Annotated in this window: 18 protein-coding genes and 2 tRNA genes; 9 read left to right on the top strand and 11 right to left on the bottom strand. The window is 67.3% G+C overall.

Translation table 11 applies throughout. The annotated features are described in order from the left end of the window. Positions 1-4: 4 nt before the first annotated feature. Genes BEMPMBAN_RS29180 through BEMPMBAN_RS29170 form a run of 3 tightly spaced genes read right to left on the bottom strand, consistent with a single transcriptional unit; the run spans position 5 to position 2,717 of the window. Positions 5-805 carry an ABC transporter ATP-binding protein gene (locus tag BEMPMBAN_RS29180; RefSeq protein WP_159234952.1) on the bottom strand — a complete coding sequence of 267 codons (801 nt, stop codon included), beginning with the start codon at positions 803-805 and terminating at the stop codon, positions 5-7. A 26-nt stretch (positions 806-831) separates the two neighbouring features. Then, positions 832-1,704, bottom strand: a complete 873-nt coding sequence (locus tag BEMPMBAN_RS29175; RefSeq protein WP_159234951.1) for an ABC transporter permease — start codon at positions 1,702-1,704, stop codon at positions 832-834. Continuing rightward, the gene (locus BEMPMBAN_RS29170; RefSeq protein ID WP_234897760.1) at positions 1,701-2,717 is read right to left on the bottom strand and encodes an ABC transporter substrate-binding protein; all 1,017 of its coding nucleotides are present in this window, start codon (positions 2,715-2,717) and stop codon (positions 1,701-1,703) included. The genes BEMPMBAN_RS29175 and BEMPMBAN_RS29170 overlap by 4 nt, the downstream gene beginning before the upstream one ends. A gap of 127 nt (positions 2,718-2,844) precedes the next feature. On the opposite strand from BEMPMBAN_RS29170, the gene atzF reads away from it, so the two are divergent. Continuing rightward, on the top strand, positions 2,845-4,509 hold the full coding sequence (gene atzF, locus BEMPMBAN_RS29165) for an allophanate hydrolase (RefSeq protein WP_159234950.1): 1,665 nt from the start codon (positions 2,845-2,847) through the stop codon (positions 4,507-4,509). 4 nt (positions 4,510-4,513) lie between these two features. After that, positions 4,514-5,308 carry an Fpg/Nei family DNA glycosylase gene (locus tag BEMPMBAN_RS29160; RefSeq protein ID WP_159234949.1) on the top strand — a complete coding sequence of 265 codons (795 nt, stop codon included), beginning with the start codon at positions 4,514-4,516 and terminating at the stop codon, positions 5,306-5,308. A gap of 22 nt (positions 5,309-5,330) precedes the next feature. On the opposite strand, the gene BEMPMBAN_RS29155 is transcribed toward BEMPMBAN_RS29160, so the two are convergent. The 4 genes from BEMPMBAN_RS29155 to BEMPMBAN_RS29140 all read right to left on the bottom strand — a co-directional run bounded on the left by BEMPMBAN_RS29155 (position 5,331) and on the right by BEMPMBAN_RS29140 (position 8,623). Continuing rightward, complete coding sequence (locus BEMPMBAN_RS29155) at positions 5,331-6,119, bottom strand: DUF1542 domain-containing protein (RefSeq protein WP_159234948.1); 789 nt, start codon at positions 6,117-6,119, stop codon at positions 5,331-5,333. A 107-nt stretch (positions 6,120-6,226) separates the two neighbouring features. Further along, positions 6,227-6,538, bottom strand: a complete 312-nt coding sequence (locus tag BEMPMBAN_RS29150; protein ID WP_159234947.1) for a hypothetical protein — start codon at positions 6,536-6,538, stop codon at positions 6,227-6,229. Positions 6,539-6,724: 186 nt separating this feature from the next. Then, on the bottom strand, positions 6,725-7,981 hold the full coding sequence (locus tag BEMPMBAN_RS29145; RefSeq protein ID WP_159235000.1) for an NRAMP family divalent metal transporter: 1,257 nt from the start codon (positions 7,979-7,981) through the stop codon (positions 6,725-6,727). 568 nt (positions 7,982-8,549) lie between these two features. Next, a tRNA-Gly gene (locus tag BEMPMBAN_RS29140) sits at positions 8,550-8,623 on the bottom strand. A 130-nt stretch (positions 8,624-8,753) separates the two neighbouring features. Between BEMPMBAN_RS29140 and BEMPMBAN_RS29135 the strand changes: the two genes are divergently transcribed. From BEMPMBAN_RS29135 to clpP2, 4 genes are all read left to right on the top strand, one after another. Next, positions 8,754-8,830, top strand: a tRNA-Pro gene (locus BEMPMBAN_RS29135). A 38-nt stretch (positions 8,831-8,868) separates the two neighbouring features. After that, positions 8,869-10,323: a trigger factor gene (tig, locus tag BEMPMBAN_RS29130; protein WP_159234946.1), complete on the top strand. Its 1,455-nt coding sequence runs from the start codon at positions 8,869-8,871 to the stop codon at positions 10,321-10,323. Between the two features lie 123 nt (positions 10,324-10,446). Beyond that, positions 10,447-11,031 (top strand): ATP-dependent Clp protease proteolytic subunit, encoded by a 585-nt coding sequence (locus BEMPMBAN_RS29125; protein WP_200846164.1) that lies wholly within the window; start codon positions 10,447-10,449, stop codon positions 11,029-11,031. Continuing rightward, positions 11,028-11,693 (top strand): ATP-dependent CLP protease proteolytic subunit ClpP2, encoded by a 666-nt coding sequence (gene clpP2 / locus BEMPMBAN_RS29120; RefSeq protein ID WP_159234944.1) that lies wholly within the window; start codon positions 11,028-11,030, stop codon positions 11,691-11,693. The genes BEMPMBAN_RS29125 and clpP2 overlap by 4 nt, the downstream gene beginning before the upstream one ends. 10 nt (positions 11,694-11,703) lie before the next feature. Here clpP2 and BEMPMBAN_RS29115 read toward each other — a convergent pair whose 3' ends face one another. Then, entirely contained in the window at positions 11,704-12,147 is a 444-nt protein-coding gene (locus BEMPMBAN_RS29115; protein WP_159234943.1) for a TIGR03618 family F420-dependent PPOX class oxidoreductase, read from the bottom strand. Between the two features lie 146 nt (positions 12,148-12,293). On the opposite strand from BEMPMBAN_RS29115, the gene BEMPMBAN_RS29110 reads away from it, so the two are divergent. Next, positions 12,294-12,605, top strand: a complete 312-nt coding sequence (locus BEMPMBAN_RS29110; RefSeq protein WP_200846155.1) for a hypothetical protein — start codon at positions 12,294-12,296, stop codon at positions 12,603-12,605. A gap of 328 nt (positions 12,606-12,933) precedes the next feature. Further along, positions 12,934-14,214, top strand: coding sequence for an ATP-dependent Clp protease ATP-binding subunit ClpX (gene clpX / locus BEMPMBAN_RS29105; RefSeq protein ID WP_159234941.1), 1,281 nt, complete (start codon positions 12,934-12,936; stop codon positions 14,212-14,214). Here the strand turns inward: clpX and BEMPMBAN_RS29100 are convergent. The 3 genes from BEMPMBAN_RS29100 to BEMPMBAN_RS29090 form a co-directional block, all read right to left on the bottom strand. After that, positions 14,211-15,302, bottom strand: coding sequence for a glycosyltransferase (locus BEMPMBAN_RS29100; RefSeq protein ID WP_159234940.1), 1,092 nt, complete (start codon positions 15,300-15,302; stop codon positions 14,211-14,213). The genes clpX and BEMPMBAN_RS29100 overlap by 4 nt on opposite strands. Positions 15,303-15,390: 88 nt before the next feature. Beyond that, entirely contained in the window at positions 15,391-16,215 is an 825-nt protein-coding gene (gene fdhD / locus BEMPMBAN_RS29095) for a formate dehydrogenase accessory sulfurtransferase FdhD (protein WP_159234939.1), read from the bottom strand. Continuing rightward, positions 16,203-18,572, bottom strand: a complete 2,370-nt coding sequence (locus BEMPMBAN_RS29090; RefSeq protein ID WP_159234938.1) for an FdhF/YdeP family oxidoreductase — start codon at positions 18,570-18,572, stop codon at positions 16,203-16,205. The genes fdhD and BEMPMBAN_RS29090 overlap by 13 nt, the downstream gene beginning before the upstream one ends. A gap of 189 nt (positions 18,573-18,761) precedes the next feature. Here BEMPMBAN_RS29090 and BEMPMBAN_RS29085 point away from each other — a divergent pair, with 189 nt between their 5' ends. Continuing rightward, on the top strand, positions 18,762-20,936 hold the full coding sequence (locus tag BEMPMBAN_RS29085) for a glutamine synthetase III family protein (protein ID WP_159234937.1): 2,175 nt from the start codon (positions 18,762-18,764) through the stop codon (positions 20,934-20,936). Positions 20,937-20,942: the final 6 nt, after the last annotated feature.

Here is a 20,942-nt window from a genome sequence, read left to right as displayed (position 1 = left end):
GCGGCTACTCGTCGTCGTTCTCGTGCTGGATGATGAGGCCGCTGATGCGACGCCGGTAGTCAGTGAACTGTGCGGCGTTGACGTCGCGTGACCGGTCCAGTTCGATGGGCACGACCGCCTCGATATGGCCGGGCGTGCCGTGCGAGATCCCGCCCGCCATCACAATCACCCGGTCAGCCAAGTACACCGCCTCTTCGACGCTGTGGGTGACGAACACTGTGGTGGTGCCCATCTCGTGGTGGATGCGTTCGAGCTCGCGTTGCATCGAGCCACGGGTCAACGCATCCAGTGCGCCAAACGGTTCATCCATCAGCATCAACGCCGGCTCGTTGCACAACACCCGGGCGATGGCGACCCGCTGCTGCATGCCGCCGGAGAGCTGGCTGGGGAATCGCTGCGACACCCGGGTGAGACCGACCAACTCGATGAAGCGCTCCGCTCGTTCGGCGGCGTCTTTGCGCGACGAACCGTTCTGGCGTGGTCCGTAGGCCACGTTCTCCAGCACGGTGAGCCATGGGAACAGTCCGTAGTCCTGGAACACCACGCCGCGATCCGGGCCGGGGGCTGTCACGGTATTCCCGCCCACCTCGAGGATTCCTGATGTGGGCAGCTCGAACCCGGCCAGCATGCGCAGCAGGGTGGACTTGCCGCATCCGCTGGCTCCGACGACGGCGATGAATTCACCGGCCGCGATGTCCAGATCGAGGCCGGCCAGCGCGGTGACCGGGCCGGCCTCCGACGGGAAGGTCTTGGTCAGGCCCGCAATCGTGATCGGCGCGCCCAGAGCTGTCGCACTAGTGGTCATGTGATTCTCGCTTCGTGTCGTTGGTGTCAGACCAGGCCCGGCCGGCCACGCGTGGCCAGTCGAAGGCAGAGGGTGAGCAGTCGGTCGCTCAACAGTCCGGCGATGCCGATGACCACCATGCCGGCGATGATGATGTCGGTGCGGCTCATGTCCCGGGCTTGGGTGATCAGAGCGCCGAGACCCGTTCGAATGCCGACGGTTTCGCCGACCACGAGCACCACCCAGGACAACCCGAGACCCACCCGCAGTCCCGAGGTGATCGACTGCATCGAGCTGGGCAGCACCACCGTGAAGAACGACTTCCAGGCCGGGGTGCCGAGCATGGCCGCGGCCTCGAGAAGCCGTGGCGACACGTTGGCCGCACCGGCGATCGTGTTGATGAGGATGGGGAAGAAGGCCGCGAGCAGGATCAGGAAGATCGTCGAGCGATCACCGAACCCAATGAGCAAGAGCGCCAACGGCGCCCACGCGGTGACCGGGATGGGTCGCAGCAGGCTTACTGTCGAGTCGAACAGATTCATGATGAACCGGATCCGTCCCATCACCAGACCCAACGGCACGGCCAGCACAGCGGCGATGAGAAATCCGTTGGCCACCCGCAGGGTGCTGGCCGCGGTGTGTCGCCACAGCGTCCCGCTGGTGGCCTCGCTGGATCCGAACGCCAGGTCCCACGTCCGGACCAGCGCCGCCCAGGGGGAGGGCACAAATCGCATGTCGATGCCCAGCGGAAGGTTCCACTGGCCCCGCACGGCCAGCGCCCACAGCCCCACCAGAACCAGTGGCAGTGCCACCGCGAACAGCACGCTCTTGGCGTGCTTGGCAAGCCGGGACGGCGACCGCGTGGTCTTCGTCTCCGGCGCCGCCGCCAGGGCGGAGGGAGCTTCTGTGGTGGCGGTCATTTCTGGTCCTCCGCGGGCTCGACGGTGGTGGACGCCGACTCGACGAAGGTGTTGTCGACGAACGTGGACATTTCGGGTTGGGCCGGCAGTTGGTCGAGGGCGAACATCTCGCGCGCGAGCGCGTCGACCTGGGAGACGTACTCGCCGGACAGGTCGGCCCGCGGCCAGGTGTTGGCGATCGCGCCCGCGGCGACCGCGGGATCGAGTCCGAACTCGCCGACGACACGATCCCGCCATTCGTCGCGGTGGGTGTCCATGAACGCGACGGCGTCGGAGTGCGCGTTGACGATCGTCTGCACCAAGTCGGGGTCGGCGTCGATGGTGCGCTGGGTGGCGGCCAGGCCGATATTGACCTTCCCGATCGGGGTGTCATACGGCGACACCACATCGTGGGCGCCGTTCAGCTTGGCCAGCGACGGGCCGATCTCCGCGGAAGAGAAGGCGTCGATCTGCCCACTGGCGTAGGCGTTAGCCATATCGGAGAACGCCAGGTTCACCAGTATCAGCTCGCGGTCGGGGTCGATGCCGGACTGGGTGAGCGTCGAGCGCAGGATCACCTCCTGGGAGGAGCCGATCGGGTAGCCGACACGCTTGCCGCGCAGGTCGGTCACGTCGGCGATCTCGGGTCGTCCGACGATGGCCGAACCGCCGTCGGCAGACGACGCGATGAGTCGGACGTCCTGCTCGGCGGCGGCTCCGGCCAGCATGGCCGGGACGCCCATCACCGCCGCGTCGAGCTGGCCGGACACCAGCGCGTTCTTCACGTCCGGCGATGAGTCGAACACCAGCACTTCGGCCTGAGTGTTGTCGTCCAGAAACTGTTGGTAGAAGAACGGCATGAACAGGTGGGGCTGGCCGCGCAACGTGCCCACCCGGAAGACCCGCTGGCCGTCTTCGCCAGCGGTGGGGGTGAAGGTGGAGTCGATGGTGGAGCATCCGGCGATTGCTGTCACCAGCATCAGCAGGATCGCCAAGGCGCTGAATCGGAGCCGGTGACGTGGAATTGGTGACATGGTTGCCTGTCGCTGAGTCGGTATACATTGTGGTGTACTGCCATGTATACGATGGCGGATGCAGGTTCGACAGGCACTACGGTCGCGTTGCCAGATGGTGAACTGTGTTACGTCCCGGTTACTGACAATGCTTCCTCGGCGCACAACAGATTGGGTGATTTCGATGACAGTGTGGATAAGCCGAAGGCCGGACGCGCAAGTGGCTGCCGAGTTGGCCGAAAGCCGTTGTGGTGAAGGGGCCCTCGCCGGCATGCGGGTGGCGGTCAAGGACAACGTCGATGTCGCAGGCCTGCCCACCACGGCCGGCTGCCCGCAATTCGCCTATCTGCCGGAACGGGACGCGCCCGCAGTGGCAGCGCTGCGTGAGGCAGGGGCGGTGGTCGTCGGCAAGACCAACCTGGATCAGTTCGCCACCGGTCTCGTCGGCACCCGATCGCCCTATGGCGTGGTGCCGGACAGTCGGCGACCTGAATTCATAAGTGGTGGTTCAAGTTCGGGATCAGCGGTCGCGGTGGCTACCGGAGCCGTCGATATCGCGATCGGCACGGATACCGCCGGCTCCGGGCGGATACCTGCTGCGCTGCAGGGCCTGGTCGCGATAAAGCCCACCGTAGGAGTGGTGAGTACGGCCGGAGTGGTACCCGCATGCGAATCCTATGACTGCATAACGATATTCGCCACCAGTGTGGACTTGGCCGGTCGCGCGATGGCGGTCATGGCCGAGCGGGCGGCTGCCCGAGTTTGGCCCGCCGACACCGTACTATCTGCGCCGGCCGCTCCCGTGGTGGCGGTACCGAACGAGCTTCCAGAGCTGGATCGGCAGTGGCGTGCAGCGTTCGACAGGGCGGTGGAGCGACTCGTCGCGGCCGGCGCCCGGACCGTCAGCGTGGACATCGCGCCGTTCCTGGCCGCTGCCAAACTTCTCTACGACGGCGCTTTGGTGAGCGAACGTTATGCCGCCGTGGGTGAGTTCGTCGACGCACACCCCGGCGCTTCGTTGGACCCGACCGTCAAAGCCATCGTCAGTGCGGCCAGGGATATCCCTGCGCACGTACTGGTGCGCGACCGCGCCGAAGTGGCGCGGCTGCGCACGGCGGCCATGGCCGTGATCGAGGACGCGGACGCGCTTCTCCTCCCGACCGCGCCGATGCATCCCCGCATCTCCGAGGTGACCGCCGACCCGGTCGGCGTCAACTCCCGGATGGGCACCTATACGAACTTCTGCAACTTGTTCGACATGTGCGCCGTGGCGGTGCCGGCGGGCACGGCAGGTGATGCCCAGTTCGGCGTGACCGTGCTGGCGCGGGCCTTCGAAGACGCCGTCGCCCTCGACATCGCCGGGCTGCTCCACGATGGCGCGCCACCGGCGGACGCCTGGCCACAGGCGGTGGCCGACCATGTGGAGTTGGTGGTGTTCGGCGCCCATCTGTTCGGCGGCCCGCTGGCGCATCAGCTCACCGACCTGGGTGCCCGCTTTGTCGGTGAGATCACCACCGCGCCCCGATACCGGATGACCGTTCTCCCGACGACCCCCGCGAAACCCGCGGTCACCCGAGTGTCGGACGACGCCGCGGGTGCCGCCCTGGCCGGCCATCGATGGCTGTTGTCGCCGGCGTCGCTGGGAAGATTCTTGGCCGCACTACCCGCGCCGATGCAGCTGGGCAAGGTCGAGTTCGAGGATGGCTCATGGCGTACCGCGTTCGGCTGTGACGGGTCCGCCCGCGGGGCTGACATCAGCCGGTACGGCGGCTGGGCCAATGCCCTGGCCGCTGGAGCGGTACGCCAGACTTGACGACATGCCCGAAGGTCACACCCTGCACCGGCTGGCCCGGCAGCACCAGCGTCGCTTCGGCCGTGCGCCCGTGGTGGTCTCCAGCCCGCAGGGGCGATTCGAAGCCGGCGCCGCGATGGTCAGCGGACACGTCCTGAAGAAGGCGACCGCTTGGGGCAAGCATCTGTTCCACCATTACGAGGGCGGGCGGGTGGTGCATGTGCACCTCGGGCTGTACGGAACATTCACCGAAAAGCCCGTGCCGCTACCGTTACCGGTCGGACAGGTGCGCATGCGGATGCTGGGCGCCGAGTACGGCACCGACCTGCGGGGGCCGACGGTGTGCGAGGTGATCGAAGAGCCCGAGATCGCAGACGTGATCGCCAAGCTCGGGCCGGACCCGTTGCGCGCTGACGCCGACGCGGAGCTCGCTTGGCGGCGAATCAGCAAGTCCCGTAGGCCTATCGGCGCGCTGCTGATGGATCAGGCGGTGATGGCCGGCGTCGGCAACGTGTACCGGAGTGAGCTGCTCTACCGCCACCGGATCGACCCGCTGCGCCCGGGTACGACGATCACCGCCGACGAATTCGACGCGATGTGGACCGACCTCGTGGCGCTGATGAAGGTCGGGGTGCGCAGAGGCAAGATCATCGTCGTGCGGCCCGAACACGACGGTGGCGCACCGTCATACCGGCAGGGTCGACCGCGAACGTACGTCTACCGCCGCGCCGCCGAACCGTGCCGGGTGTGTGGGACGGGTGTCCGGACCACGGTGTTGGAGGGGCGCAACCTGTTCTGGTGCCCCACCTGTCAGAGCTGACGCCGTCGGTGCGCCTCGAGTGCTAGAACCCGCCGAAGTCGCCGCCGAAATCGCCGCCGCCCCAGTCGCCTCCGCCGGTGTCCCAGCCGCCGCCGGTGTCGCCGCCGCCGTCGAAGCCGCCACCGTCCTGGCCGGCGGCGAGGCCGTCGCCGTACCCGTCTCCGTAACCGTTCTCGAACGCCTGGGCGTCGTAGCCGACGCCACTCATGCCGGAGAACATCGCACTGAACAACAGCACCGAGCCCATGCCCCATGCGCCCGCGACCAGCGCGGGCTTCCACCACGGTTCGGAGTACCAGCCTGCCGGCACCGGGCGGCCCGCGACCCGTCCGCCCGGGTAGTAGTTGGGGGTGCGCTGGGAGGGCACCGGTGAGGCCTCGATCTCACGTCCCTCGAACTGCACGCGGCGGTCCTCGGTGACGGTGCCGGCGGTCCGCTGACCCGACAGCGACTCCAGTTCAGGTCCGGGGTCCATGTCCATCGCGATGCGGGCCGCCCGGACGTAGTACAGCCCTTCCATCGCGCTTTCCTTGGCCAGTTCGGCCTGGCGCGCGGTGGCGGCCTGGTCGATCTGAGAAGACGCCGCGGTGTAGCGCTCGGACGCATCGGCGAGGGCCTGCTTGGAGGCGTTGTCGGTGCCGGAGAGGGCGAACACCTGACCGCCCAGCCGCTCGATGACACGGCGGGCGTCGGCCTTCGCGTCGTCCAGTGATGCGGCTCTGCGCTTGTTCGAGGCCTTGGCGGTGGCGTACACCCCGGCCCCGATCGCCGCGACGACCAGCAGGAGCAGAACGAGCAGTGCGCCTTCCATGGCTCACAGCGTACCGACAGGTGGGACCTCGTCCCGCTGGTCGACCGGCGGTGGCGTATACCCCGGCCCCGATCGCGTCTGGAACAGGATGTGATTTTCGGCTCCGGTCACAGCCGGTGCATCTCCCGAGCCATCGCCGCGTGCTCGAAGTAGTCCGGCCGGCGTCGCGCCGCCCGTCGCCGGTGAGCCCGTCGTGCGGCCCGTCTCGTCCACCAGTCGTGCGGCGCGCCGGCGGGACGAGCGCCCACTGTGGAGTCAGCCGCGACGCTGCCGAGCAGCACTTCGGCGACACTGATGAACACGGGCTCGGCAGGGGTAGCTGCGCGCTCGGGCGCGCGGGCCGGCCTGGACAAGGTTTCGGTGTATTCGCTCATGTCGACCAGCGTCTTGCACGCCGCGCCTACGGGCTTGGAGTTCACATGGAGATCGTGTGGAGATCGTGGAGCGGGGCTGGTCGTGCGCCCCGCAGCAGGGCACTCACGGCACTTGCAGCGCGCTGTGTCACCAGTCCTTCCCGGAACCGGCGCCGCGCGTCCGAGGGGCAGACCGCTGCCGTGTCCGCGGGAACGGTGTGGCGATTCATCTGCCCCCCTGGGTCGGTCGGCTCAGCTCCACAGCTCCGAAAGGCCGCTCAACGACATCCAGCCCAGATACAGCGTCAGCAGCCAGACGGCGACGGCCACCAGCTTGAGCCACATCGGGTAGTGGTAGCCGTGCATCAGGTCGCGGCGCATCCAGGCCACCCACACCACCACGGTGAATCCGATCGGCAGGATGAGGCCGTTGAAGGCGCCCGCGAAGATCAGCAGCGTTACCGGCGCGGCGCCGAGAATCACGAACAACGCTGCGCTGAGGGCGATGAAGCCCACCGTCAGGATGTTCTGGCGGCGCCGCGTGGTGCCGGAGGTGGTGAGGAACGACACCGACGTGTACGCGGCACCGATCACCGAGGTGATGGAGGCGGCCCACAGGATGACGCCGAAGAACACTCCGCCGGCCGCGCCGAGCGCGGCTTCGAACGCCGAGGCGGTGGGATTGTCGTCGGCGAGGGCGGCACCACCGGCCGTCACCCCGAGGATCGCCAGGAACAGCAGCGTGCGCATGACGCCGGTGACGATGATGCCGTACAGCGAGGTGCTGGTGATTCGGCCGACGTTGTCCGGCCCGGTGACCCCGGTGTCGAGGAGGCGGTGCGCGCCCGCGTAGGTGATGTAGCCGCCCACCGTGCCGCCGACGATCGTCGTGATCGCGAGGAAGTTGATCGACTCGGGCAGGACCGCGTTGCGTAGCGCCTCACCGAGCGGTGGCCGCGACACGATCGCGGTGTAGGCGGTCATGATGATCATCCCGGCGCCGAGAACCACCACGATCCGGTCCAGCCCCACCCCGGCGCGCTTGCTCAGGAACACCCCGATGGCGATGAGCGCCGAGATCGCGCCGCCGATGCGTGGATCGAGGCCGAACATCGCGTCCGTGCCGAGACCGGCGCCGCTGGTGTTGCCGATGTTGAACACCAGCCCACCGACCACCACCAGCGCGGCGAGCGCGTACCCGACACCGGGAAGCACCCGGTTGCCCAGTTCGTGGGCCCGGATCCCGGACACCCCGATGACGCGCCACACGTTGAGCTGAACCGCGAAGTCGATGATGATCGACGCGACGATCGCGAACGCGAAGGCGGACCCGAGCCTGACGGTGAAATCGGTGGTCTGGGTGATGAACCCGGGGCCGACGGCGCTGGTCGCCATCAGGAACATCGCACCCAAGAGCGCGGTTCTGGTCGCCTTCGAGGACTTCTGACTCGAAGCTTCGTCGTCGGAGACGGTCGCGGGGTCAGGTGCCGAGCGTTCGGGAGTTGCCATGTCGTTTCCCCTGGTCCGAACCGGCGTTTCGGTGGTGGAGGTGCCCACCTCGTCGAGGACCCCGTCGTCCGGTTGCCGACTACCCGAGCGGCGCGTCACCGAATCCTCGCAACGCGTCCCTGCGCGGGTAACTCCAGGATTGGGACGAGCGTTGGTTTGGTGACAGTGGCTTGGGCAGGGCGCAGATTCGGGTCAGGCCAGGATCGGGGAACGTCCCGGGGAGGCCTCAGGTGGGCAAGGTTCGTCGAATCGCAACCGCATGGGTGGCGTGTTTCGCAGCGGCCGCGTTCGTGACGGTGGTTGGTCCCGCCGTGGCGCAGGCTACTGAATGCGGTGTCGGGACGGTGTACGACCCGCCCACTAACACGTGTGTGGCAGCACCGGTTCCACCGCCACCACCGCCGCCGTGGAACGGCGACCCGACGCCGGGCTTCTCCAATGGGATCTGCGCGCCCATCCCATTCGTGTCGTTGTGCACCGGGATCTGAGTTGCGGAAGGACTCCCGACAGGCGGGAACGCACCCGCCGATGAGAGACGTCGGGCGCAGCGACCCGCCGCGGGGGGGCTTGGAGCGGGCGACGGGAATCGAACCCGCGTAGCTAGTTTGGAAGACTAGGGCTCTACCATTGAGCTACGCCCGCATGTGCTGCACATAGAGGACAGTACCGGCAGACTGTACCGGCCCCGCCCAACTCAAATCCAATTGAAGGCTTTGTCTGGTCAGGCCGTAGTATCGCCGGTGGTCCGGCGCTGCGCGACGCCAGCGACGACCGGGGTGTAGCGCAGCTTGGTAGCGCATCCGCTTTGGGAGCGGAAGGCCGCAGGTTCAAATCCTGTCACCCCGACCAGCACCACCCACCCGAACGGCAATAGAGGAGTACGCAACGTGAAGAGCACCGTCGAGAAGTTGAGCCCGACCCGGGTTCGCATCAACGTGGAGGTGCCCTTCACCGAGCTCGAACCCGAGATCGACAAGGCGTTCAAGCAGCTGGCCAAGCAGATCCGGCTGCCCGGTTTCCGGCCCGGGAAGGCTCCGCGCAAGCTGCTCGAAGCCCGCGTCGGCCGCGGCGCGGTGATCGAGCAGGTCGTCAACGACGCGCTGCCCGGCCGCTACAGCGAGGCCGTGACGTCGTCGTCGCTGCAGCCCATCGGCCAGCCCGAGATCGAGATCACCAAGCTCGAGGACAACGAGGAGCTGGTGTTCACCGCCGAGGTGGACGTCCGTCCCGAGATCGACCTGCCCGACCTGGCCACGCTGAAGATCACCGTGGACCCGATCAGCGTCAGCGACGAGGACGTCGCCACCGAGCTGGAGAACCTGCAGAAGCGGTTCGGCACCCTGACCGGCGTCGAGCGTGCCGCCGAGGACGGTGACTTCGTGTCGATCGACCTGTCGGCGACGGTCGACGGTCAGGACGTCCCCGAGGCCGCCACCGAGGGGCTGTCCCACGAGGTCGGCTCCGGTGAGCTGATCGACGGCCTGGACGAGGCCATCATCGGCCTCACGGAGGACGAGAGCCGCGACTTCACCACCACGCTGGTCGCCGGTGAGCACGCCGGCCGGGAGGCGCAGGTGAGCGTCACCGTCAAGTCGATCAAGGTGCGTGAGCTGCCCGAGCTCGACGACGAATTCGCGCAGCTGGCAAGCGAGTTCGACACCATCGAGGAGTTGCGCAGCGACCTGCGCGAGCAGGTCGCCCGGGGCAAGCGGGTCCAGCAGGCCGAGCAGATCCGCGACAAGGCGATCGAGGAGCTGCTCGAGCTGGTCGAGGTGCCGCTGCCGGAGAAGGTGGTGCAGGCACAGGTCGACGACACCCTGCACAACGCCATCCACGGGCTGGACCACGACGAGGCGAAGTTCGAGGAGTCGCTCAAGGAGCAGGGCAGCACCCGCGAGGAGTTCGACGCCGACAACCGCACCAACGCCGAGAAGGCCATCAAGACCCAGCTGCTGATGGATGCCATCGCCGACAAGCTCGACATCCAGGTCGGCCAGAACGATCTGACCGAGCGTCTGGTGTTGATGTCTCGTCAGTACGGCGTCGAGCCCCAACAGCTGCTGCAGATGCTGCAGCAGAACAACCAGCTGCCGGCGATGTTCGCCGACGTCCGCCGCGGCCTGACCGTCGCGGCGGTGGTGCACGGTGCCACCGTCACCGACACCGACGGCACCGAGATCGACACCACCGAGTTCTTCGGCCCCTCCGGCGAGCAGGCTGCCGAGGCGGGCGACGAGGCCGTCGAGGCGGCCGACGACACCGTGGAAACCAGTGATGAGGCGGGCAGTGCCGAAGACGCCGACACTGCCGAGGACGCCCCCGAGGCCGACGACTCGAAGTGACGCTCTGAGCGAACGCGCACGGTCTGGGGACTCCCCGGCCGCGCGGGTTGGTTAGTGTCATTCGTAAGACCGGTCACCGCGTCGGAAGTACACATAGAAAGCAGGTATCCATTCGTGACTGACATGCGTGGCGCCTCCCAGGGCCTCAACCTTGTCGACTCCGTGTATGAGCGGCTGTTGTCCGAGCGGATCATCTTCCTGGGTTCCCAGGTCGACGACGACATCGCGAATCGGCTGTGCGCGCAGATCCTTCTGCTGTCGGCCGAGGATCCGACCAAGGACATCAACCTCTACATCAACTCTCCCGGCGGCTCGATCAGCGCCGGCATGGCGATCTACGACACGATGGTGCTCGCCCCCTGCGACGTGGCGACTTACGCGATGGGCATGGCCGCCTCGATGGGTGAGTTCCTGCTCGCCGCGGGCACCAAAGGCAAGCGATACGCGTTGCCGCACGCCCGCATCCTGATGCACCAGCCGCTGGGCGGCATCACCGGCGGGGCCGCGGACATCGCGATCCAGGCGGAGCAGTTCGCATCGATCAAGAAGGAGATGTTCCGGCTGAACGCGGAGTTCACCGGGCAGACGATGGAGCGTATCGAGGCCGACTCCGACCGCGACCGTTGGTTCACCGCTCAGGAAGCCCTCGAGTACGGCTTCGTCGATCACATCATCACCAGCACCAACGTCAACGGAGCGAACTCATGACCGACCCGCGACTGAGCACACCTCACGGCACCGCCGCGGAGCAACCGCAGGCCCGCTACATCCTGCCGTCGTTCATCGAGCACTCCAGCTTCGGTGTCAAAGAGTCGAACCCGTACAACAAGCTGTTCGAGGAGCGGATCATCTTCCTCGGCGTGCAGGTCGACGACGCCTCGGCGAACGACATCATGGCGCAGCTGCTGGTGCTGGAGTCGCTCGACCCCGACCGCGACATCACGATGTACATCAACTCACCCGGCGGCTCGTTCACGTCGCTGATGGCGATCTACGACACCATGCAGTACGTGCGCGCCGACATCCAGACCGTGTGCCTGGGCCAGGCCGCCTCGGCGGCCGCGGTGCTGCTGGCTGCCGGCACCCCCGGCAAGCGCCTCGCGCTCCCGAACGCCCGCATCCTGATCCACCAGCCTTCGCTGGGCGGCGTCATCCAGGGGCAGTTCTCCGACCTGGAGATCCAGGCCGCCGAGATCGAGCGGATGCGCACCCTGATGGAAGTCACCCTGGCCCGGCACACCGGCAAGTCGGCCGAGGTGATCCGCAAGGACACCGATCGGGACAAGATCCTGACCGCCGAGCAGGCCAAGGAGTACGGAATCATCGACACCGTGCTGGAGTACCGCAAGCTGTCGGCGCAGACCGCCTGAGCGACGGCGTTCAGCCGTTGCTGTAGATCCGCGTCGGGACGACGAGCACGCCGGTGCGGCGCTGCTCGCGCATCGTCCGGTCGTAAGCGTCCCAGTCGTCGTGCGTCCCGCCCGCTGCGGTGAAGATGTCGCGCAGCAGACGCGCCAGCGTGTCGTCCGAACCGAGCCAGGGCTGCGGATCGTCGGGCCCGGCCAGCTCGGCTCGCCCCTCGACGGTGGCCCACTGCCACCCCTGCCGGAAAGTCACCGCGATCTGGGGGCGGGCCCGCAGGTTGGCCAGTTTGACCTTGCCGTAGGTGACGAAACCCAGCGTCGGTTGACCGGTCGCCGGGTGCGGCAGCGGTCCGGCGTTGATCAACGACGATTGGATGGTCTGATCGGCGCGCAGCGTCGACACCACAGCCAGGCCGTTGTCATTCCTGGCCAGGCCGAAAGCTTCGTCGAGTGAGGTCATGGTCGCAGGGTACGACAGCGCCCCGGCACCGGCGGGCGGCAAATGCGCCGATCGGTGTCGCTGCGCCGTTGACCGTGGCACGCTGTCCGTACAGTCGTGACGTTCGTCGATGACTGCAAAGATGCTTCGGCAGCAGGGGGAACCCGATGAGGGTGGGGATACGGCCTGGCGCCGTCAGGATCGCGTTGGCTGCGTCGACGGTCGCAATGGTGATGACGCAGATCGCCTCACCCGCGGTCAGCGCTGCCGATGACGTGGTCTGTCCGGTCGGAATGTACTGGGACGTCTACTCGGCCCAGTGCCTCTACTACGACGTGAATGTGTACCTGAACCCCCCGAATCCGATCGTCGGTCCGGTGGGCCCGGTCGGCGTCGGGGGAGTGGTGGGTCCGGTCGGTCCCGGTCCGGTGGGGCCCGGTCCGGTGGGTCCCGGCCCGATAGGGCCCGGTCGTCGCTGACGCGGCAGCAGGGACCGGCGGGTCCCGCGCCCAGGCCGGTATCGTGAACGGTGCCCTCGGGCACTGCTCCGGGACCCGGACGTCTGGTCGCGGACGGCTCCCGGAGCGGTAACGGCGGCGACACGCCAGAGACACGGTGTCGTCTTCGCGGCCATGCGGGGCGCATCAGGCGATATGTTGGCGCAACCACACGTGAATACCACCGGCGCGATTCGGCTTTATCAGTCGCACGGTGCCGGAACAAGCGGGTAGCGTCGGGATAACGCCCGGTGCCACGCACCGAACAGATTGATCAACGACTGCCGACAGGAAGTGGGACACCAGCACCATGGCACGCATTGGAGACGGCGGTGACCTGCTCAAGTGCTCGTTCTGCGGCAAGAGTCAAAAGCAGGTGAAGAAGCTCATCGCGGGTCCGGGCGTCTACATCTGCGACGAGTGCATCGACCTGTGCAACGAGATCATCGAAGAGGAACTCGCCGACGCTGACGACGTCAAGCTCGACGAACTGCCCAAGCCCGTCGAGATCCGCGACTTCCTCGAGGGCTACGTGATCGGTCAGGACACCGCCAAGCGGACGCTGGCCGTGGCCGTCTACAACCACTACAAGCGCATCCAGGCCGGCGAGAAGATGCGGGACTCCCGCGCCGAGCCGGTTGAGCTGTCCAAGTCCAACATCCTGATGCTCGGCCCCACCGGCTGCGGCAAGACCTACCTGGCGCAGACGCTGGCCAAGATGCTCAACGTGCCGTTCGCCATCGCCGATGCGACGGCCCTCACCGAGGCCGGCTACGTCGGCGAGGACGTCGAGAACATCCTGCTCAAGCTGATCCAGGCCGCCGACTACGACGTCAAGCGCGCCGAGACCGGCATCATCTACATCGACGAGGTCGACAAGATCGCCCGCAAGAGCGAAAACCCGTCGATCACCCGCGACGTCTCCGGCGAGGGCGTGCAGCAGGCGCTGCTGAAGATCCTCGAGGGCACGCAGGCCTCGGTTCCTCCGCAGGGCGGCCGCAAGCACCCGCACCAGGAGTTCATCCAGATCGACACCACCAACGTGCTGTTCATCGTGGCGGGTGCGTTCGCCGGGCTGGAGAAGATCGTCTCCGACCGCGTCGGCAAGCGCGGTCTGGGCTTCGGCGCCGAGGTGCACTCCAAGGCCGAGATCGACACCCAGGACCACTTCGCCGAGGTCATGCCTGAAGACCTGATCAAGTTCGGGCTCATCCCCGAGTTCATCGGGCGGCTTCCCGTCGTGGCCTCGGTGACCAACTTGGACAAGGAATCACTGGTCAAGATCCTGTCCGAGCCCAAGAACGCACTGGTGAAGCAGTACACGCGACTGTTCGACATGGACGGTGTGGAACTGGAGTTCGCCGAGGACGCGTTGGACGCCATCGCCGATCAGGCGATCCACCGCGGCACCGGCGCTCGCGGGCTGCGCGCGATCATGGAGGAAGTCCTGCTGCCGGTGATGTACGACATCCCCAGCCGCGATGACGTCGCCAAGGTGGTCGTCACCAAGGAGACTGTGGAGGACAACGTCCTTCCGACGATCGTCCCGCGTAAGGCGTCACGCTCGGAGCGGCGCGAGAAGAGCGCCTAGTTCGCCCACCGCTGCGCGCGTTCCCCGACGACCTCGTCGACCAGGGCCGCGATCTCTGCGACCCCGTCGCGGCGGGCGAAGTCCGCCTCCAACCTGCGGGCGTTGCGCAGGAACCCGGCCTCGCTGCGGATCCGCTGAACGGCCGCTGCGATCGCCGCCGGTGACGGTGTACCTGTCTGCAGATTGATCCCGGTGCCCGACCAGGCCACCCGGGCGGCGACCTCAGCGCGGTCCCCGGTGCTGCCCGCGACGACGATGGGCACCCCCGCCGCCAAGGCGGGCTGCACAGTGGCATAGCCACCGTCGGTCACCAGGACGTCGACTTTCGGAAGCAGCAGATCCTGCGGGAGATGCTCGGCGACGAACGCATTGGCCGGTAGGGGGATGCCCAACGCGCCGGGGTCACGACCGCCGGTGCTGACCACCACCGTCACGTCGCTGTCGGCGAGCGCGCTGATGCAGGGTTCGACGAGCTGGGACAGATCACCGTTGTCGGTGCCCTGGGTGACGTGCACGACCGGCCGGGCGCCGTCGAGTTCGGCCCACCACGCCGGGGGCACGAACCCGTCCGGCGGTCGCGGCCGCACCACTCCGACGAATCGCAGGCTTGCAGGCAGGTCATTGTGCGGGTACTCGAAGCTCGGTACCGTCGGGACGATCAGCCGGTCGAAGAGGGCTCCGACCTCGAGAAGCTGCGCCGGAACGGCCGGGGTGGGGGTGTAGCACAGCACCGGCGGCACAGCAGTTGCGGCGCCGGACAGCAGCGGGACGATCCCGGACAGTCCGTAGTCCATGATGACGACGTCGTAACGCCGTTCGCCGAGCGCCCTGCGGAATTCGACCGTCTGGCAGGGCAGCCGACGGGAGAAGTCATCGGGTCCCGCCCCTGCGGTGTGCGACGATGGCTCGCCATCGGCTGTCGCCGGCAACGGATGCAGACGAGCCCCGAGCTGCCGCACCGACTCCGCGTGCGCGACGCCGGTCATCACGGTGACCCGGTGCCCGCGGCCCACGAGATCGCCGGCGACGCTGAACAGCGGTTCGGCGCGGCCGGCCGACGACAGCGTGGCGACCAGGATCTCGGGCATGCTGTCGATGCTCGGGCATCAGCGGATGGCGGTGCATGGAGTTTGTCTGGAGAATGCATGGAGATTGCAGGTAGGGGCCGGTTTTCGGTCAGTTCTTCACGCGGTCGGGCCTGGTGTAGACGTTCATCGAGTCACCCCGCAGGAAGGCCACCAGCGTCAGCCCGGACTGGCTGGCCAGGTCGACGGCCAGAGAGGACGGCGCGGACACCGCGGCGAGCATCGGGATGCCGGCCATCACCGCCTTCTGGGTCAGCTCGAACGACGCCCGCCCGCTGACCAGCAGCACGGTGGCGCTCAGCGGCACCCGACGCTGCTCCAGCGCCCAGCCGATCACCTTGTCGACGGCGTTGTGCCTGCCGATGTCCTCGCGCACCACCAACACGCTGCCGTCGCAGCCGAACAGTGCCGCACCGTGCAGACCGCCGGTCGCAGCGAACACCTTCTGCGCGTCGCGTAGCTTGCCCGGCAATGCCGACAACGTCTCTGCCCGCACCGTCGCCGGGTCGTCACCGGGGCCGTGCTTGCTGATCAGGCGGACCGCCTCCAGTGACGCTTTCCCGCACACGCCGCACGACGACGTCGTGTAGAAGTTCCGGGTGGGATCGACGTCCGGCGCGGGCACGTCCGGCGCCAGCGTCACGTCGAGCACGTTGTAGGAGTTGAGACCGTCTTCGTCCGCGCCGCGGCAGTACCGCACCGACAGGATGTCCTCGCGCCGGGACACCACACCCTCGGTGAGCAGAAACCCCTGCGCCAACTCGACATCGGAGCCGGGAGTACGCATCGTCACGGTCAACGGCACCCCGTTGACCCGAATCTCCAACGGCTCCTCGACCACCAGCGTCTCGGGCCGGGCCACCACGTCGTCGGCCGTCACGTGCCGCGCCCGTCGGCGCGCCGTCACTCTGCCCATGAGGACCCACTCACCAGATCAGATGGGGCACTGGCTTTTTCGAGTCGGATGACCACGGCTTTCGACACCGGGGTGTTCGACTTGGCGGCGACGTGGTCGAGGGCGACCAGGGAGTTCGTCTCCGGGTAGTAGGCCGCGGCGTTGCCGACCGGCGTCGAATACGACACCACCCGGAAGTCCTTGGCGCGACGCTCCTGCAACTCGCCGTCCACGGTGAACTCCGACACCAGGTCCACCCGGTCACCGTCGGCGAGCCCGAACGACGCGATGTCGGCCGGGTTGACGAACACCACCCGACGGCCGCCCTCCACGCCGCGGTAGCGATCCGACAGGCCGTAGATCGTGGTGTTGTACTGGTCGTGACTGCGCAGCGTCTGCAGGACCAGCCGGCCGGCGGGGACCGGCACCCATTCCAGTGGGTTGACCGCGAAGTTGGCTTTGCCTGTGCTGGTGGGAAATTCGCGTGAGTCGCGGGGGCCGTGCGGCAGCTGGAAGCCGTCGGGTGCCCGCACCTTGGCGTTGTAGTCGGCACATCCGGGGACCACCGCGGCGATCGCGTCGCGAATGGTGTCGTAGTCGTTGGTGAACCGCTCCCACGGCACCGGGTGTCCGGGGCCGAGCAGTTCACGCGCGAGCTGGCAGACGATCGCCACCTCGCTGCTCACCTGGTCGCCGGGCGGGTGCAGGCTGCCGCGGGACAGATGCACCATCGACATCGAATCCTCCACCGAAACCTGCTGTTTCACACCGTTCTGCAGGTCACGGTCGGTACGGCCCAGAGAGGGCAGGATGAGGGCGGTCCGGCCGTGCACGACGTGGCTGCGGTTCAGCTTCGTCGACACCTGCACCGTCAGCGCGCAGGCCCGCAGTGCCGCCTCGGTGACGGCGGTGTCCGGCGTCGCGAGCGCGAAGTTGCCCCCCATACCCATGAAGACCTTGGCCCGGCCGTCGCGCATCGCCCGGATCGCGTCGACCGTGTCCACGCCGTGCTCGCGTGGGCTGCTGATGCCGAAGTGGGAGTCCAACGCGGCCAGGAACGTCTCGGGCATCTTCTCCCAGATGCCCATCGTGCGGTCGCCCTGAACGTTGGAATGTCCGCGCACCGGGCACAGGCCCGCGCCGGGTTTGCCGATCATGCCGCGCATCAGCAATACGTTGCTGATCTCGGAGATCATCGGCACCGCGTGGCGGTGCTGGGTCAGGCCCATCGCCCAGCACGCCACGGTGCGTTCTGATGCGGCGAACATCGCGGCCACCCGTTCCAGCTGGGTACGCGAGATGCCGGTGGCCTCCAGCACGGTGTCGAGGTCCACGGCCCGCGCCTGCGCTTCGTACTCCTCGAAGCCGGCGCAGTAGGTGTTGATGAAATCGCGGTCGACGACGCTTCCCGGGCTGCGGTCATCGGCCTCCAGCAGCAGCCGGGCCACCCCGGCGAACAACGCCATGTCGCCGCCGAGGCGAATCTGGACGAACTCGTCGGCGATCGCGACGCCGTGGCCGATGACCCCGTGGACTTTCTGCGGGTCCTTGAACCGGATCAGGCCGGCCTCGGGCAGTGGGTTGACGGCGATGATCTTCGCGCCGTTGGCTTTTGCCTTCTCCAGCACCGACAGCATCCGCGGATGGTTGGTGCCCGGATTCTGTCCGGCGATCACGATGAGGTCCGCGCCCGCCACGTCTTCGACGGTCACCGACCCCTTGCCGATACCGATCGACTCGACCAGCGAGGCTCCCGAGGACTCGTGGCACATGTTCGAACAGTCCGGCAGGTTGTTGGTGCCGAAGCTGCGCACCAGCAGCTGGTAGAGAAACGCCGCCTCATTGCTGGTGCGACCGGAGGTGTAGAACACCGCCTCGTTCGGGTCGTCGAGCGCCCGCAGTTCGTCGGCGATCAACCGGAACGCCTCGGGCCAGCCGATCTCGCGGTAATGGTCGTCGCCGGGCCGCAGCACCATCGGGTGGGTGAGTCGGCCCTGCTGGCTCAGCCAGTACTCCGGACGCCCCTCCAGGTCGGCAATCGAGTGGCGGGCGAAGAACTCGGGCGTGACCACCCGCTTGGTGGCCTCCTCGGCGACCGCCTTGGCCCCGTTCTCGCAGAACTCGGCGAACTTGCGACCCCCGGGTTCCTCCGGCCACGCGCAGCCCGGGCAGTCGAACCCCTTGCGCTGGTTCAGCCTGAACAGCGACAGCGCCGTCCGCAGCGGGCCCATCGACTCGAGCCCACGCTGCAGCGACACCAGCACGGCCTTGACTCCGGCCGCCTCCTGCTCCTGGCCGGTGACCACCGTCGTGCGCTCGTCGTAATCCGCCTCGATGTCGCGGGTGCCCCCTCGCCCCCTGCGCAGCCGTAGACCCATGAAACCCAGCGTAGGCGCTGCCGTCGCCGGCTCCGCGGCCGCAAGCCGGAACCACGCACGGCAACGACCGTAACGACCGAATCACCCCGTTGACGCTGACGTAACAATCCCGGAACGCGCCCTCCCTACTGTGGGCCGGTCAACTGTCCGTCAAGCCACGCGCGGACACCAGCGGTGATAGGAAGTCCATTGAGCGGAAATGCGGTACGCCTGCAGGCGATCAACAGCGTCGAGGCGTATGTGCCTCCCCCCATCAGTTTCGATCCCGGAGAGGCCCCCGGCGAGATCTTCGGTGCCAACGTCTTCACGCTGGCCGAGATGCGGTTGCGGCTGCCCAAGTCGGTCTACAAGTCCATGGTCGCGACGATGGAGAAGGGCGCCAAGCTGGATCCGGCGATCGCCGACTCGGTCGCCTCGGTGATGAAGGACTGGGCGCTGTCGAAGGGTGCCACCCACTACGCGCACGTCTTCTACCCGATGACGGGGCTTACCGCTGAGAAGCACGACAGCTTCCTCGATCCGGTGGGCGACGGCACCACGCTCGCCGAATTCGCCGGCAAGACCCTGATTCAGGGTGAGCCCGATGCCTCGAGCTTCCCCTCCGGCGGCCTGCGCAGCACCTTCGAGGCCCGGGGTTACACCGGCTGGGATGTCACCAGCCCGGCGTACATCCTGGAGAACCCGAACGGCAACACGCTGTGCATCCCGACGGTCTTCGTGTCGATGACCGGTGAGGCGCTGGACTACAAGACGCCGTTGCTGCGCAGCCAGCAGGCCATGGGCGCCCAGGCCGAACGCATCCTGAAGCTGTTCGGGCACAAGGATTTTGACAACATCGTGTCCTTCTGCGGCCCCGAGCAGGAGTACTTCCTGGTCGACCGGCACTTCTTCCTGGCCCGTCCGGATCTGATCAACGCCGGCCGCACCCTGTTCGGCTGCAAGCCGCCCAAGGGCCAGGAGTTCGACGACCACTACTTCGGCGCCATCCCCGACCGGGTGCTGGCCTTCATGATGGACACCGAGCGTGAGCTGTTCAAGCTCGGCATCCCGGCCAAGACCCGGCACAACGAGGTCGCCCCCGGGCAGTTCGAGATCGCCCCGATGTTCGAGCGTGCCAACATCGCCGCCGACCATCAGCAGCTGTTGATGACCATGTTCAAGACCATCGCCAAGAAGCACGGCATGGAATGCCTGTTCCACGAGAAGCCGTTCGCCGGCGTCAACGGATCGGGCAAGCACGTCAACTTCTCGCTCGGCAACGCGCAGTTCGGCAGCCTGCTGGTGCCCGGCGACACCCCGCATGAGAACGCCCAGTTCCTGGTCTTCTGCGCAGCCGTCATCCGTGCCGTGCACAAGTTCTCGGGTCTGCTGCGGGTGTCGGTGGCCTCGGCTACCAACGACCACCGCCTCGGCGCCAACGAGGCCCCGCCGGCCATCATCTCGATCTTCCTCGGCGACCAGCTCGCCGATGTGTTCGAGCAGATCGCCAAGGGTGCTGCGACGTCGTCCAAGGGCAAGGGCAGCATGATGATCGGTGTCGACACGCTTCCGGTGCTGCCGACCGACCCGGGCGACCGCAACCGCACCAGCCCGTTCGCGTTCACCGGCAACCGCTTCGAGTTCCGTGCGCCGGGCTCCGGGCAGACCATCAACGTGCCGATGATCATTCTGAACACGATCATGGCCGACTCGCTGGACTACATGGCGACCTGGCTGGAGAGTGCCGCCGAATCAGGCGAGGACTTCGACATGTCGGTGCAGAAGCTGCTCACCGAGATCATCACCGAGCACGGCGCGGTGGTGTTCAACGGGGACGGCTACTCGGAGAACTGGCAGATCGAGGCCGCCGAACGTGGGCTGCCGAACCTCAAGACCACACTCGACGCCATTCCGGAGCTGGTGAAGCCCGAGGCGATCGAGGTGTTCGAGAAGTACGGCGTGTTCAGCGCGCGTGAGCTGCAGAGCCGGGTGGAGGTCCGGTACGAGATGTACGCGCTGACCGTGGCCGTCGAGGCGAAGCTGACCCTCGAGGTGGGGTCGACGGTGGTCCTTCCCGCGGCGATTCGCTACCAGACCGAGCTGGCGCAGAACGTGGCGACGTTGAAGGCAGCCGGCATCGAACCGGACATGACGATGTTGTCGGCGATCTCCGCGCCCATCTCGGAGCTGACGAGTGCGCTGAGCGCACTCAAAACGGCGACGGGTGTGCACGGTGGCGACTCGGCCGGCGAGGAAGCCGCTCACGCGCAGAGCCTGCTGCCGCTGATGGACGCGGTGCGCACCGCAGCCGACGCGTTGGAAGGCGTTGTCGCCGACGATCTGTGGCCGCTGCCGACCTACCAGGAGATGCTCTACATCCTCTGATTGCCA

Origin of the sequence: Mycolicibacterium austroafricanum (assembly GCF_902705885.1) — a bacterium.
GTDB lineage: Bacteria > Actinomycetota > Actinomycetes > Mycobacteriales > Mycobacteriaceae > Mycobacterium > Mycobacterium vanbaalenii_A.
The sequence above is the reverse complement of the archived record's forward strand: the minus strand, read 5'-3'. Positions and strand labels throughout refer to the sequence as shown.

Coding starts and splice junctions, on each gene's coding strand:
- BEMPMBAN_RS29180 (WP_159234952.1), bottom strand. CDS start 805: ATGACCACTAGTGCGACAGCTCTGGGCGCGCCGATCACGATTGCGGGC.
- BEMPMBAN_RS29175 (WP_159234951.1), bottom strand. CDS start 1,704: ATGACCGCCACCACAGAAGCTCCCTCCGCCCTGGCGGCGGCGCCGGAG.
- BEMPMBAN_RS29170 (WP_234897760.1), bottom strand. CDS start 2,717: ATGTCACCAATTCCACGTCACCGGCTCCGATTCAGCGCCTTGGCGATC.
- atzF (WP_159234950.1), top strand. CDS start 2,845: ATGCTTCCTCGGCGCACAACAGATTGGGTGATTTCGATGACAGTGTGG.
- BEMPMBAN_RS29160 (WP_159234949.1), top strand. CDS start 4,514: ATGCCCGAAGGTCACACCCTGCACCGGCTGGCCCGGCAGCACCAGCGT.
- BEMPMBAN_RS29155 (WP_159234948.1), bottom strand. CDS start 6,119: ATGGAAGGCGCACTGCTCGTTCTGCTCCTGCTGGTCGTCGCGGCGATC.
- BEMPMBAN_RS29145 (WP_159235000.1), bottom strand. CDS start 7,981: ATGGCAACTCCCGAACGCTCGGCACCTGACCCCGCGACCGTCTCCGAC.
- BEMPMBAN_RS29125 (WP_200846164.1), top strand. CDS start 10,447: ATGCGTGGCGCCTCCCAGGGCCTCAACCTTGTCGACTCCGTGTATGAG.
- clpP2 (WP_159234944.1), top strand. CDS start 11,028: ATGACCGACCCGCGACTGAGCACACCTCACGGCACCGCCGCGGAGCAA.
- BEMPMBAN_RS29115 (WP_159234943.1), bottom strand. CDS start 12,147: ATGACCTCACTCGACGAAGCTTTCGGCCTGGCCAGGAATGACAACGGC.
- BEMPMBAN_RS29110 (WP_200846155.1), top strand. CDS start 12,294: ATGAGGGTGGGGATACGGCCTGGCGCCGTCAGGATCGCGTTGGCTGCG.
- clpX (WP_159234941.1), top strand. CDS start 12,934: ATGGCACGCATTGGAGACGGCGGTGACCTGCTCAAGTGCTCGTTCTGC.
- BEMPMBAN_RS29100 (WP_159234940.1), bottom strand. CDS start 15,302: ATGCCCGAGATCCTGGTCGCCACGCTGTCGTCGGCCGGCCGCGCCGAA.
- fdhD (WP_159234939.1), bottom strand. CDS start 16,215: ATGGGCAGAGTGACGGCGCGCCGACGGGCGCGGCACGTGACGGCCGAC.
- BEMPMBAN_RS29090 (WP_159234938.1), bottom strand. CDS start 18,572: ATGGGTCTACGGCTGCGCAGGGGGCGAGGGGGCACCCGCGACATCGAG.